The following is a 13,828-nucleotide window of genomic DNA, read 5'->3' as shown; positions in this document are numbered from 1 at the left end:
CCTCCGTACGGGTTCGCGGCTCGAAGGGATCACCTTCGCAGAAGCGTTGTGGCCGGTGAAGCCCCTTCTCACCTGCCGAGCGGGGCCAGCCGGGCGGGCGTCAGGTCGGGGCCCTCCCCGGCGTCGTACGCGTCCTCGTCGAACGGGTAGAGCGGGCGCTCCACTCGATGGTGACCGAGCCGCGGCAGATCCTGGTCGACGCCGCCCGGGGTGAGGGCGAGGAGCCAGTCGGCGGCCATGTCGTAGAGCTCGGGCTCCAGGTAGCCGATCTTGACGACCACCAGATCGAAGGTCCGCGGGTCTATGCCGAGGCCGCCGTCCGCCGGGCCCATGAAGTCCGCGAGGGTGTGGAAGGGCTTGCGGCGCTCGACCAGGATGACGGTCACGCCACCGGTCCGTACGGCCGCCATGTCGACCCCACGGTCGTAGGCGCCGCCCTCCGCCCGGTCCTTCTGCTCGGCCGCGCGCTGCAACGCCACGACGGTACCGGTGAGTTCGTAGGGGCCGCCGTGGTTCGCGTCGACCTTGCCGCCGACGCTCAGGGTGACGTCGGCGCCCACTCCGGCCTCGAAGCAGCGGGCGACGGCGACCGGGTCGGTGATGCCGGGGTGGACGGCCGTGACCTTCCCGGAGCGGATCGCGTCGTTCTCCAGGAGCCTGCCCAGCATGTACGCGAGGTCGCCGGCGCCGCCCGCCGTCGGGTTGTCGCCGGAGTCACTGATCAGGAAGGGCCGCTTGTCCGACGCGACGGCCTTCTCGATGCACTCGTCGGCGCCGCCGGTCGGGCCGACGAAGACGAAGTCGCGGCGCGCGTCCCAGTAGCGGCGTGCGAGCTTCTCGGCCTCCGCGGCGGCCAGTTCGGGGTCTTCCCCGGTGACGACGATCGCTGCCTTGCAGCGCGGTTCGTCCGCCCAGGCGTAGCCGACCCACAAGGCGGCGTCGAGGATGCCGTCCAGCTTCTCGATGTCGGCGAGCGAGGCGTAGAGGGACTTGGCGGGCTCCAGGCGGGTGCTGGTCTTCTCGCCGGGCAGGAGCACCGGCACCTGGACCCAGGCGCGGTGCGGCCGGGTTCCCTCGCGCAGGCAGCGTACGAGATTGCGGGCGGCGCGCTCGCGGGTCTCCCAGGCGTCCTCGTGCGGGGCGAGGCGGTGGGCGGTGAGCAGGTCGATGGGCTCGGCGAACCGGCGTGAGACGTTGCCGTGCAGGTCCATGGCGGTCGAGATCATGGGGCGGCCGCCGTCGGGGGTGCCGACGGCGTCGAGGGCGGCACGGACCGCTTCCGTCAGGTCGGCCTCGGCGTCGGTCAGGCCGATGACGCTCATCGCGCCGTGGATGTCGTACACGAGGCCGTCCAGGGGGCCGGCTTCCCGTATGCGCGTGACCAGTTCGTCCTTGAGGGTCAGATACGACTGGGCCTCGACCGGGCCGCCGGGCAGCGAGGTCGCGTGCAGGAGCGGCACCCATTCGACCGTGTAGGCGAGGTCGGATTCCGGCTGGGTCCAGGTGTAGCGGTCCAGGAGGTCCTGGCCGCGGGTCTGGCGGAAGTCGTCCGTGGTGGAGCGGTGCGGGCAGAAGGTGGAGGACTCGATGCCGATGCCGCCGATGCCGATACGGAGGCGACGCTGGTTCGTTGCGGGGGTGGTCATGCCTGGACGCTCTCTTCCTGGGGTGCCGGGGTGGTCGGGAGGTTCTGGCGCAGGGCGGTGAGTCCGGCGCCGAGGAGGCCCGCGTCGCGCCCTGTCACGGTGGTGGTGATCTCCAGGTCCGCGGTGGCCAGGGGCAGGCAGCGCTCGTAGAGGACGCCGCGTACGGCGGCGACGAGCGGTTCGGCGGTGGCGAGTACGCCGCCGAGGGCGACGGCCTGGGGGTTGAAGAAGTTCACGACGACGGACAGGACGGTGCCGATGTGCCGGCCCGCGGTGCGGACGAGGGTGGTGGCCTGCGGGTCGCCGTCGGCGACAAGCCGCAGGAGGTCGGTCGTGTCCTCCACCTCGACGCCCTGCAGGGCGAGTTCGCGGATGAGGGCGGCGCCGCTCGCCACGGTCTCCAGGCAGCCGATGTTGCCGCAGCTGCACGGGCGGTCGCCCGCCGCCTCGATGCGTACGTGACTGATGTCGCCCGCGGAGCCGTTCGCGCCGTCGTGCGGGCGGCCCGCCACGATGACGCCGCTGCCGATGCCGCGGCCCGCCTTGACGACGACCATGTGGTCGAGTCCGGGGCGGGCGGTGCGGTGTTCGCCGACGGCCATCATCGTGGCGTCGTTGTCGACGGTGACGGGGATGCCGAGGCGTTCGGCGAGGACGTCGCGCAGCGGGTAGCGGTGCCAGCCGGGCATCCGGGACGGGCTCATGACGCGGCCCTGAGCGGGCTGCACGGGGCCGGGGAAGGCAACACCGAGGGCGCGGACGGTACGGCCCGACTCCCGCTGCCGTGCGCCCAGTTCGGCGACCTGGCCGCAGAGCCAGTCGACGGCGGACTCGGGCCCCGCGGTGATGTCGTGCGGCAGGTCGACGGCGTCCAGGACGGTGCCGCCGAGGTCGACGACGCCGATGCGCGCGTGGTGGCTGCCGAGGTCGGCGGCCAGGGCGACGCCGCCCTGCGCGTGGACGCGCAGGAGCCGGGGGCGGCGGCCGCCGCGGGACGCGCCCTCGCCGGATTCGGTGAGTACGCCCGCGGTGACGAGTTCCTGCACGCGCAGCGACACGGTGGACGGGGCGAGTCCCAGCTCCCGTACGAGATCGGCCCGGGAGGAGGCGGCGCCCGAGGAGACCAGCTGCAGGATGTGCTGAGCCGACCCCGGTTCGCCGTGCGGTGTTCCGGCCATGCCGCCCCCAGTTGCTTCGATCAGTTCCTTCGACATCGGGACGAACACTAAGTCTCTTCGAAGCAAGTTGGCCAGAGTCTCCCGACTTTGAGACTTCTTGCCGAACGAAGCTCTTGACTTGATTTTGTCGCCAGACCTAGCGTTCAGGCGCCGCCCGTCGATCTCCGGCACGGTCCGGCTCTCGCATCCTTGGAGGCCCTTCGCCATGCGCTCAAGGCGATCACGTCCCCGCGCGCGGCGCCGCGTGCTCATGGCCGCGGCGGCAGGCATTGCCGCGCTCGCCCTCACGGCAGTCACCGGCTGCACGCAGGAGGGCGGCCGCGTCGACATGGGCCCCACCGGCGGCACTCCGGTCGAGGGAGGCACCGTGACGATGGCGCTGCCGCCCGCCGCCACGCCGAACTGGATCTTCCCGATCGGGGCCCCCGGTTACGGGGCCTCGTACAACAACGGCATCTACTCGCTGTTCTTCATGCCGGTGTACGACGCCGTGCAGGAGAAGGGCGCGCTGACCACGCACGGCCCGAGCACGCTCGGCCTGAAGCCGGAGTTCAGCGACGGCAACAAGACCGTGACCATGCCGCTGCGCGAGGGCGTGAAGTGGTCCGACGGAAAGCCGGTCACCGCGCGCGACATCGAGTTCTGGTTCAACCTCGTCAAGGCCAACAAGACGAGCTGGGGCAACTACTCCGTCGGTACGATGCCCGACAACGTCAAGCGCTTCGAGACCGTCGACGACCACACCGTGCGCCTGCACCTGAGTCGCGCGTACAACCCCGACTGGTTCACCGCGAACCAGCTCACCCTCATGCGCGCGCTCCCCCAGCACGCCTGGGACGCCAAGACCGATGGCGGCCGGATCAGCGACTGGGACCGCACGAAGGGTGGCGCCAAGGCCGTCTTCGCGCGGCTCACACGGCACGCCAAGAGCCTTGGATCGTACGGCTCCGACCCCCTCTGGAGGACGGTCAACGGCCCCTGGAAGCTGGCTGGCTGGCGCGACAGCGGCCAGGTCACCATCGTCCCGAACGAGAAGTACACCGGCCCGAAGTCGCAGCGCCCGCACCTCGACAAGGTCGTCTTCACGCCCTTCACCACGGCCGACTCCGAGTACAACGTGCTGCGTTCAGGTGGCGTCGACTACGGCTACATCCCGCCGTCGGTGATGGCGCAGAAGGAGAAGTTCGAGGAGAAGGGCTACCGCGTCGACCCCTGGGAGGGCTGGGCGGCGACGTACATCGTCTACAACTTCAACTCCACGCACGCGGGCCCGATGATGGACCAGCTCTACATCCGCCAGGCGATGCAGCACCTCGTCGACCAGAAGGCGATGAGCGACGTCATCTGGCAGGGCAGCGCCACACCGACGCTCGGTCCGGTGCCGGTGACGCCGAAGAGCCAGTACTTGTCCGAGGCGATGGAGAAGAACCAGTACCCCTTCGACGTGAAGAAGGCTCAGCGCCTCCTCACCGAGCACGGCTGGCGGACGGACGACGGCATTGCCCGCTGCGTGCGCCCCGGAACGGGCACCGACGAGTGCGGCAAGGGCATCGCCAAGAACGCCCCGCTCGAACTCACCCTGCTCTCCCAGTCCGGTTCCACCGAGACCACGAACATGATGCAGGAGCTCAAGTCCTCGCTCTCCAAGGGCGGCATCGACCTGACCGTGCGCCAGCAGCCGCTGAACTCCGTGCTCGGCAACTCCGTTCCCTGCAAGGCGAAGGACCCCGGCTGCGACTGGGACATGTCGTTCTTCGGCACGGCCGGCAGCTGGTACTACCCGCTCAACCCGAGCGGTGAGCAGCTCTTCTCCACCGGCGCTTCGGCCAACTTCGGCAACTACAGCGACAAGAAGGCCGACCGGATCATCCGCGGCGTGCAGTACTCGCCCGACATGAAGGCCGTGCACGAGTACGGCGAGTACCTCGCCGAGCAGCTGCCGGTGATGTGGATGCCCAACCCCGCCTACCAGGTCTCGGTGATCCGCAACGACCTGCGGGGCGTCAGCCAGAACCCGACCGTCACCTTCGCGCCGCAGGACTGGTACTACGTCAAGAAGAAGGGAGCCGACAAGTGACCGGCTTTCTGGTCAAGCGCTTCCTTCAGGCGCTGGTCGTGCTGTTCCTGGTCTCGATCATCGTCTTCACGCTGCTCCACATGCTGCCCGGCGGCCCCGCACGCGCCATCCTCGGGCCGAAGGGCACGCCGCAACAGATCGAGACCTTCAACCACCAGCAGGGATACGACCGTTCACTGCCCGCGCAGTACGTGATGTACCTGAAGCGGCTGTTCACCGGCGACCTCGGCGAGTCGTTCAAGCTCAACTCCCCGGTGTTCGACCTGCTCAAGCAGCGGCTGCCGAAGACGCTGCTCCTGACGGTGCTCTCCACCGCGCTCGCCGTGGTCATCGCCGTCCCGCTTGGCCTGCTGCAGGCCGTGCGGCGCGGCAAGGCGTCGGACTACGCCCTGACGGGGCTCGCCTTCCTCCTCTACGCGACGCCGGTGTTCTTCCTCGGCCTCATCATGATCATCCTGTTCGCGCAGGTGCTGCCGATCCTCCCGGCGGAGGCACCGCAGGGCGAGACTGTCGGTGAACTGCTCGGAGACTTCACGGGGTTGGTGCTTCCGGTCGTCACCATGGCGTTCGGCATCGTGGCGATGTTCAGCCGCTACATGCGCTCAGCGGTCCTGGACAACCTCACCGAGGAATACGTCCGTACGGCGATGGCCAAGGGCCAGTCGAGCCGCCGGATCATGGTCCGCCACGTCCTGCGCAACGCGCTGATCCCCCTCGCGACGCTTCTCGGCCTCTATCTCCCGACGCTCTTCAGCGGCGCTCTCGTCGTCGAGTCGATGTTCAACTACCCCGGCATGGGGCTCCTTTTCTGGAACGCGGCACAGGGTTCCGACTTCCCGGTGCTGCTCGGCGTGACGCTCGTCGTCGGCGTCGCCACCGTCGTCGGCTCGCTGCTCACCGACATCCTCTACGCCGTCCTCGACCCCCGGATCCGGAGCGTGGCATGAGTACCGCGACCGCAGACGTCACCCCCGAGGCCGCCCCGGGGAACGAGGCGGCGGCACAGGCCACGCCCTCGCTCGCACGCCGCACGCTCCAGGTCTTCACCGGCAACAAGCTCGCCCTGACGGGCGTGGTGGTCCTGGTCCTGCTCCTGGCCTTCAGCTACCTCGGACCGCTCCTGTACTCCACCGAGCAGACGCACACCGACCTGTCCCAGGCGAACCTCGCACCGGGCAGTTCCGGCCACCTTCTGGGTACCACCGACCTCGGCTACGACATGGTCGGGCGGCTGATGGTCGCTGGGCAGACCTCGCTCGAAATCGGCCTGGCAGCGGGCCTGTTGGCAACACTCTTCGGGACGGTGTACGGCGCGGTAGCAGGGTACTTCGGCGGCTGGGTCGACGCGGCCATGATGCGGATCACGGACGCGGCGCTCGCGATCCCGGCGATGTTCCTGCTCGTCGTGGTCGCCGCCATCATCACGCCCAGCAAGGGTGTCCTCATCGTCATCATCGCGTCGGTCGCCTGGCTCTCCCCCGCCCGCCTGGTGCGCGGCGAGGCGCTCTCGCTGCGCGACCGTGAGTACGTACAGGCGATGCGGATGATGGGCGGCGGTGGCGCGCGGGCCGTGTTCAAGCACATCGTGCCGAACGCGATCGGCACGGTCATCGTCAACTGCACCTTCCAGATCGCCGACGCCATCCTCTACGTCAGCTATCTCGCCTTCCTGGGGCTGAGCATTCCGCCGCCGTCGGCCGACTGGGGCTCGATGCTCTCGGCCGGCATCACCTACACACAGAACGGCTACTGGTGGCTGATCTTCCCGCCGGGCATCGCGATCGTCCTGGTCGTCGCCGCGTTCAACTTCATCGGTGACGGGCTGCGGGACGCGTTCGAAGTACGGCTGCGGAAGTAAGGGAGAACCGACAAGATGACCGAGCCCCTGCTCAAGACCGACCCGCCGCGCAGCACCGACGCGCTGCTCACGATCGAGGATCTGCGCGTCGACATCACCTCGCGCGAGCGCACCGTCCACGCCCTCGACGGCATCTCCCTCGAACTCGCCCCGGGTGAGGCCCTGGGCATCGTGGGCGAGTCGGGCTGCGGCAAGACGATGACCGCGCTCAGCGTCCTCGGGCTCCTGCCGCCCGGCGGTGAAGTCACCGGCGGACGCGTCCTGTTCGACGGCCATGACCTGGCCGCCGCCCCCGCGCCGGTCCTTCAGGACGTACGGGGCAACACCATCGGCATGGTCTTCCAGGATCCGCTGACCTCGCTGAACCCGACGATGACGATCGGCGCACAGGTGGCCGAGCCGCTCGTCCTGCACCGCCCGGAGCTGAGCAGGAAGGAGGCGTGGGCACGGGCCGAGGAGATGCTGCGCCTGGTCGGCATGCCGCAGCCCGCAGAGCGCATGAAGGCCTATCCGCACCAGCTGTCGGGCGGCATGCGCCAGCGCGTGGCAATCGCCATGGCCCTGGTCTGCGAGCCGAAGCTGCTCATCGCGGACGAGCCGACCACCGCTCTGGACGTCACGACGCAGCACCAGATCCTGGAGCTGATCGACGGTCTCCGTGAGCGGCTCGGCATGGCGATGATCCTCGTCACCCACGACCTGGGCGTCATCGCCAACCGGGTCGACCGGGTCGCGGTGATGTACGCGGGCAGGGTCGCCGAACAGGCCGATGTGCGGAGCCTGTTCGCGAGACCCCGGCATCGCTACACGGAGGCGCTTTTCGCCTCGCTCCCCGAGCGCGCCGCGGACAGCGGCACCGTGCTCCACACGATCCCGGGCCTCCCGCCGAACCTGGCGCTTCGCCCGACCGGATGCCGCTTCGCGCCGCGCTGCACCTTCGCGACGGACGAGTGCCGGGAGCGGGAGCCGCAGCTGTCGGACGACGAAGTGCGCGGCGTGGAGCACCGGTTCGCCTGCTTCCATCCCGTGCCGGACAACGCGTCGGAGGAGGAGGTGGTGGCGCCGCCGGCCGTGCCCGCACCGCGCGCGCCAGGTGAGGTTCTCCTGGAACTCGACTCCCTGGTCAAGGAATTCCCCCTCAAGGGCGGCGCCTTCTCCCGCAGCCGGGGCACGGTGAGCGCCGTCGGCGGAGTGTCCCTGGAGATCCGCAAGGGCGAGACGTTCGGCATGGTCGGCGAGTCGGGATGCGGCAAGACCACGCTCGGGCGGATCGTCGCGGGCCTGGAGGAGCCGGCGGCCGGGCATGTGCGCTTCGCGGGCCACGACCCGGCACGGATGTCGCGGGCCGAGCGCCGGGCGCACCGGCGCCGCGTGCAGCTGATGTTCCAGGACTCCACCGCCGCCATGGACCCTCGCATGCGGGTGGGCGAGATCCTGCGGGAACCCCTGGTCATCCAGGGCGTCGGCACCCGCGCCGACCAGGAGAAGCTGATCGCCGAACTCCTGGACGCGGTCGGCCTGCCACGCGGCGCCGTACACCGCTACCCGCACGAGTTCTCCGGGGGCCAGCGGCAACGCCTGGGTTTGGCAAGGGCGTTGACGCTCTCCCCTGATCTGGTGGTCGCGGACGAACCGGTCTCCGCGCTCGACGTCTCAGTCCAGGCCCAGATCCTGAACCTGATGCGGGAGCTGCAGCGGGAGCGCGGCCTGACGTATCTGTTCATCTCGCACGATCTGGCGGTGGTGCGCCACCTCGCGGACACGGTCGGCGTGATGTATCTGGGCAAGCTGGTCGAGTCGGGCCCGGCCGAGCAGGTCTACGCCCATCCGCTGCACCCCTACACCCGGGGCCTCCTCGACACGGTCAACCTGCCGGACCCGGCAGCAGCGGAGGGCCCTGACCGCGCGCCCCTGGAGGGCGAGACGCCATCGGCCGCGAAACCGCCGTCGGGCTGCCGCTTCCGTACCCGCTGCCCGCTCGCCCAGGAGGTGTGCGCCACCACGGAACCGCCGGTGTCCATCCCGAACAGTGCGGGACACCAGGTCGCGTGCCACTTCCCCCTGTCCGCGCCTCGGCTAGCGTCGACGGTGTGAAACTCGCGGATGCCCTGACCCGCCGCCCGCTCGTGCTCGACGGCGGCCTCTCGAACCAGCTGGAGGCCGCCGGGCACGACCTGAGCGACGCCCTGTGGTCGGCACGGCTCCTTGCCGACGAGCCGGAGGCTGTCGCCGGGGCGCACCGGGCGTACTACGAGGCGGGCGCGGACATCGCCACCACGGCGAGCTACCAGGCGACGTTCGAGGGCTTCGCCAAGCACGGCATCGACGCGGTGAGCACCGCCGAACTGCTGCGCCTGAGCGTGGAGTTGGCGCGCGAAGCGGGAGCGGACGCGGGCCGCGAGGTGTGGGTGGCCGCGTCCGCGGGACCGTACGGGGCGATGCTCGCGGACGGCTCCGAGTACCGCGGCCGGTACGGCCTGACGGTGGCCGATCTCGAACGCTTCCACCGCCCGCGCCTGGAGGTCCTCGCGGACGCGGAGCCGGACGTCCTCGCCCTGGAGACGGTCCCGGACACGGACGAGGCGCGGGCGCTGCTGCGGGCCGTGCGCGGTCTGGGGGTGCCCGCCTGGCTCTCGTACACCGTCTCCGGCGGCTACACGCGTGCGGGCCAGCCCTTGACGGAGGCCTTCGCGCTGGCCGCCGACGCCGAGGAGATCCTCGCGGTCGGCGTCAACTGCTGCGATCCCCAGGACGCGGACTCGGCGGTGCGCCTCGCCGCGCGGATCACGGGAAAGCCGGCGGTGGCGTACCCGAACAGCGGCGAGACGTGGGACGCGACCGCCAGGACGTGGCGGGGCCCGACCCACTTCGCCGCGGGCCGGGTCGCCGCCTTGCGGGACGCGGGGGCCCGACTGATCGGAGGGTGCTGCCGTGTGGGGCCGGAAAGGATCGCGCGGGTGGCCGCGGAGTTGTCGGGGGCCGGCCGGTCGTAGCGGGGCCTCCAAGCGCAGTGAGGCCTTCAGGCGTAACGAGGTTTCAGGGCGGGCGACATCTCCGCCACACCCGCCCCGACCTGCGAGGACGTCCTGCCCGGGGGTAACTGTCAGTGCCGAGGTGCAGACTGGGCCGTACCTGAGACAACGACGTCCCGGAGGTGGCCACCATGACCGAGATCATCCTGACCGTAGGCACCCGCAAAGGCCTCTTCATCGGCCGCAAGCGCGGCGGCACGAGCACCTGGCAGTTCGACGACACTCCCTACTTCAACGCGCAGGCCATCTATTCAGTGGCTATCGACACCCGTGGCGACACCCCTCGTCTCCTGGCGGGCGGCGACAGTTCCCACTTCGGCCCGTCCGTCTTCCACTCCGACGACCTCGGCAGGACCTGGACGGAACCGCCCAAGGCTCCGGTCAAGTTCCCCAAGGACACGGAGGCTTCCCTGGAGCGGGTCTGGCAACTGCACCCCGCCGCCGCCGAACCGGATGTCGTGTACGCGGGCACGGAACCGGCAGCCCTCTACAAATCGCGGGACAGGGGCGAGACCTTCGAGCTCGTGCGCCCCCTCTGGGAGCACCCCACGCGCGCCCAGTGGGTGCCGGGCGGAGGCGGCGAGGGCCTGCACACCATCCTGACCGACCCCCGGGACCCGGACGCGGTGACGGTCGCCGTCTCCACCGCGGGAGTGTTCCGCACCCTGGACGGCGGCAAGAGCTGGGCCCCGTCGAACAACGGCGTCTCGGCGGTCTTCCTGCCGGACCCGAACCCCGAGTTCGGCCAGTGCGTGCACAAAGTCGCGCGGGACTCGGCCGACCCGGACCGGCTGTATCTGCAGAACCACTGGGGGGTGTTCCGCAGCGACGACGCGGGCGCGCACTGGACGGACATCGGCGAGGGCCTGCCCTCCGACTTCGGCTTCGCCGCCGTCGCCCACCCGCACCGCGCGGACACGGCCTACGTCTTCCCGATCAACGCCGACATGGACCGCGTTCCCGCCGACCACCGGTGTCGCGTCTACCGCACGTCCGACGCGGGCAAGAGCTGGGAGCCGCTCAGCGCGGGCCTCCCGACGGGCGACCACTACGGCACGGTGCTGCGCGACGCGATGTGCAGCGACGGCCAGGACCCGGCGGGCATCTACTTCGGCAACCGCAACGGCGAGGTGTACGCATCGGTGGACGACGGGGACAGCTGGCGGGAGTTGGCGTCCCACCTGCCCGACGTACTGTGCGTCAGGGCTGCGGCCATCGGTTGATCGACGCCCCTGTAGCGGCAGTAGGGTGACGCCGTGGCACCACGACCCTTGCATGAAATCGTCGAAGCGGGCTGGGCGAAGGCCCTCGAACCCGTCGCCGGGAAGATCACCGAGATGGGAGGCTTCCTGCGCTCGGAGATCGGCGCGGGACGCACCTACCTCCCGTCCGGGCCGAACGTCCTGCGCGCGTTCCAACAGCCCTTCGACGAGGTGCGGGTGCTGATCGTCGGCCAGGACCCCTACCCCACTCCTGGGCACGCGGTGGGTCTGTCGTTCTCGGTCGCGCCCGAGGTGCGCCCGCTGCCCGGCAGTCTCATCAACATCTACCGCGAGCTGGGCTCCGACCTGGGTCTGCCTCAGCCGTCGAACGGCGACCTCACGCCCTGGACGCGGCAGGGGGTCCTGCTGCTCAACAAGGCGCTCACCACCGCCCCGGGGCGTCCTGCCGCGCACCGGGGCAAGGGGTGGGAGGAGGTCACCGAGCAGGCCATCAAGGCGCTCGCGGCGCGCGGGCGGCCCCTCGTCTCCATCCTGTGGGGGCGTGACGCCCGCAATCTGCGGCCGCTGCTCGGCCCGCTGCCCTCGGTCGAGTCCTCGCACCCGTCGCCCATGTCGGCGGACCGCGGTTTCTTCGGCTCGCGTCCCTTCAGCCGGGCCAACGACCTACTGGTGCAGCAGGGCGGGCAGCCGGTGGACTGGCGGCTTCCGTGACGGACACCCCGTGTGTCCTCGGGGTCGACTCGGGCGGCTCCGGAATGCGGGTCGCCATCGGCGGCCTCGACGGGTCGGACCGTCTGGCCCCGGTGAGCTCGAAGGAGCCGGTGCGCACCGGCGCGCGCGGCATCGACGCCGGGGAGTTCACGGAGCAACTGGCGGCCATGGCAAGGGAGTTGCTGGAGCGGGCGGGCAAGAGACGGGTGACCGCTGTCGCCATCGGTGCCGCCGGCATGGCGACCCTCGGTGACGACCTGCGCGCACAGCTGCCGGCGGCCCTCCGCCAGGCTCTGGGCGTAGGGCGCATCGCGCTCGCCGCGGACGGCGTCACCGCGTATGTGGGCGCGCTCGGCGTCCGCCCCGGCGCGGTCGTCGCCGCGGGCACCGGCGTGATCGCGATCGGCACGGACCTGACCGCATGGCACCGCGCCGACGGCTGGGGGCACCTCCTGGGCGACTGCGGCGGCGGCGCCTGGATCGGCCGCGCGGGCCTCGAGGCGGCGATGCGGGCGTTCGACGGCAGGCACCGCGGCTCGAAGGCGCTGCTCGCCCGCGCCGAGGAACTCTTCGGCCCCGCGCAGGAGATCCCCGGCCGGCTCTATCCCCGTACGGACCGGCCCGCGATGCTCGCTTCGTTCGCACCCGAGGTGGCGCGCTGCGCCCCCGACGACCCCGTGGCCGAGGCGATCCTGCGGGACGCGGCCCGGCACATCGCCGAAGCCGCGGCCGCCGTCTGCCCGGCTCCCGACGCGACGAGCCAGGACGAGCGGCCCGAAGCCGCCCTGACCGGGGGCCTGTTCAAGATGGGCGACGCGCTGCTCCGTCCGGTGCGCGCCGAGCTGGAGGGACACCTGCGGCACGTGCGCCTTGTGCCGGCCGCGGGTGACCCGCTGGACGGCGCGGTACGCATCGCCGCCGACATCGCCACGGGGGGGATGCGCCTGCCGCTCGACCCTCGCATGCTCACCGTGCACCTGCGGGGCGACAGTTGACCACACCGGAATATGACAGTTGAGCTTTACGTAACTCATAAGACAAAACTGGACTTATACCGCCCACCTGCACCCTCCCCGAACAGCGAAGCCCCCCAGACCAGTAGCATGCGGGGCCATGAGCTCCCCCACCGGGCCCGCATCAGGCCTGCCCGTACGAATGCCGCGACCCCGCCAGCCCGGTCGGCACCGCCGCCCGGAGCCCGTGGCGGCTCCCGAGAACGCGCCCGCGCTCGTTCTCGCCGTACCGGGCGTACCCAGCAGCGCCACGCGCAGCCTCGCCGAAGAGGTCGTGAGCATCGCCCGCTCCGAGCTGCCCGGCCTCGACGCCCGTATCGGGTACCTCGACGGGACCGAGGACGCCACGACCACCTCGTTCCCGGAGTTCCCCTCGCTGCACTCCGTGCTCGCGCGCGCCGCCACCGAGCGCACCGCGCGTTTTGAGCAGGCGCGCGCCGCGGGAGCGGACGTCGCCGAGCCCGACGGCCCCGTCGCCGTCGTGGTGCCCCTCCTCGCGGGCCCCGACAACGCGCTGATGCGGCGCGTGCGCCAGGCCGTGATGGACAGCCGCGCCCCCGCCGAGCTGACGGACGTCCTCGGCCCGCACCCGCTGCTCGCCGAAGGGCTGCACGTGCGCCTCTCGGAGGCCGGTCTGGCTCGCGCCGACCGCGCCCGCCTGTTCACGGTGGCCACCGCGGCGGACGGCATCGTCCTCGCCACGGTCGGCGGCGAGGAGGCCGTGCAGGCCGCCGGGATCACCGGCATGCTGCTCGCGGCCCGCCTCGCGGTGCCGGTGATGGCCGCCGCGCTCGACCAGGAGGGCGCCATCGCGAACACCGCCGAGGAACTGCGCGGCTCCGGCTCCACGCAGCTGGCGCTCGCCCCGTACCTGATCGGTCCCGAGATCGACGGCAGCCTGCTCGACGCTGCCGCCAAGGAGGCCGGCTGCTCGGTCGCCGAGTCGCTCGGCGCCTACCCGGCGATCGGCAAGCTCGCGCTCTCCAAGTACACGTCGGCGCTCGGGATCGCCCCGCAGCCGTCGGGCACGCCGGTCCACTGACCGCACCGCGCCGGCAGACCTGATGCCGTCACGCCGATGGGCCCGCCC

The 13,828-nt window shown here is 71.1% G+C and carries 11 protein-coding genes; 9 read left to right on the top strand and 2 right to left on the bottom strand.

Annotated elements, in window-relative coordinates; genetic code table 11:
* Positions 1 to 68: 68 nt before the first annotated feature.
* Both ACZ5WE_RS29670 and ACZ5WE_RS29665 read right to left on the bottom strand, forming a co-directional pair.
* Positions 69 to 1,646: a M81 family metallopeptidase gene (locus tag ACZ5WE_RS29670; RefSeq protein WP_467693501.1), complete on the bottom strand. Its 1,578-nt coding sequence runs from the start codon at positions 1,644 to 1,646 to the stop codon at positions 69 to 71.
* Complete coding sequence (locus ACZ5WE_RS29665) at positions 1,643 to 2,860, bottom strand: ROK family protein (RefSeq protein WP_467693500.1); 1,218 nt, start codon at positions 2,858 to 2,860, stop codon at positions 1,643 to 1,645. The genes ACZ5WE_RS29670 and ACZ5WE_RS29665 overlap by 4 nt, the downstream gene beginning before the upstream one ends.
* A gap of 169 nt (positions 2,861 to 3,029) precedes the next feature.
* Between ACZ5WE_RS29665 and ACZ5WE_RS29660 the strand changes: the two genes are divergently transcribed.
* The 9 genes from ACZ5WE_RS29660 (at position 3,030) to ACZ5WE_RS29620 (ending at position 13,780) form a co-directional block, all read left to right on the top strand.
* Complete coding sequence (locus ACZ5WE_RS29660; RefSeq protein ID WP_467693499.1) at positions 3,030 to 4,901, top strand: peptide ABC transporter substrate-binding protein; 1,872 nt, start codon at positions 3,030 to 3,032, stop codon at positions 4,899 to 4,901.
* Positions 4,898 to 5,848 carry an ABC transporter permease gene (locus ACZ5WE_RS29655; RefSeq protein ID WP_467693498.1) on the top strand — a complete coding sequence of 317 codons (951 nt, stop codon included), beginning with the start codon at positions 4,898 to 4,900 and terminating at the stop codon, positions 5,846 to 5,848. The genes ACZ5WE_RS29660 and ACZ5WE_RS29655 overlap by 4 nt, the downstream gene beginning before the upstream one ends.
* The gene (locus ACZ5WE_RS29650) at positions 5,845 to 6,759 is read left to right on the top strand and encodes an ABC transporter permease (RefSeq protein WP_467693496.1); all 915 of its coding nucleotides are present in this window, start codon (positions 5,845 to 5,847) and stop codon (positions 6,757 to 6,759) included. The genes ACZ5WE_RS29655 and ACZ5WE_RS29650 overlap by 4 nt, the downstream gene beginning before the upstream one ends.
* A 15-nt stretch (positions 6,760 to 6,774) precedes the next feature.
* Complete coding sequence (locus ACZ5WE_RS29645; protein WP_467693494.1) at positions 6,775 to 8,853, top strand: ABC transporter ATP-binding protein; 2,079 nt, start codon at positions 6,775 to 6,777, stop codon at positions 8,851 to 8,853.
* A complete protein-coding gene (gene mmuM, locus ACZ5WE_RS29640; protein WP_467693493.1) occupies positions 8,850 to 9,752 on the top strand; it encodes a homocysteine S-methyltransferase in 903 nt (300 codons plus the stop codon). Before ACZ5WE_RS29645 ends, mmuM begins: the two co-directional genes overlap by 4 nt.
* Before the next feature lie 170 nt (positions 9,753 to 9,922).
* Positions 9,923 to 11,014, top strand: coding sequence for a WD40/YVTN/BNR-like repeat-containing protein (locus tag ACZ5WE_RS29635; protein ID WP_467693492.1), 1,092 nt, complete (start codon positions 9,923 to 9,925; stop codon positions 11,012 to 11,014).
* Positions 11,015 to 11,047: 33 nt separating this feature from the next.
* A complete protein-coding gene (locus tag ACZ5WE_RS29630) occupies positions 11,048 to 11,725 on the top strand; it encodes a uracil-DNA glycosylase (RefSeq protein ID WP_467693490.1) in 678 nt (225 codons plus the stop codon).
* On the top strand, positions 11,722 to 12,720 hold the full coding sequence (locus ACZ5WE_RS29625) for an N-acetylglucosamine kinase (RefSeq protein WP_467693489.1): 999 nt from the start codon (positions 11,722 to 11,724) through the stop codon (positions 12,718 to 12,720). The genes ACZ5WE_RS29630 and ACZ5WE_RS29625 overlap by 4 nt, the downstream gene beginning before the upstream one ends.
* A 118-nt stretch (positions 12,721 to 12,838) precedes the next feature.
* Entirely contained in the window at positions 12,839 to 13,780 is a 942-nt protein-coding gene (locus tag ACZ5WE_RS29620) for a sirohydrochlorin chelatase (protein WP_467693487.1), read from the top strand.
* Positions 13,781 to 13,828 lie beyond the last annotated feature (48 nt).

Source organism: Streptomyces sp. NPDC033180, assembly GCF_055577645.1.
The sequence above is the reverse complement of the archived record's forward strand: the minus strand, read 5'-3'. Positions and strand labels throughout refer to the sequence as shown.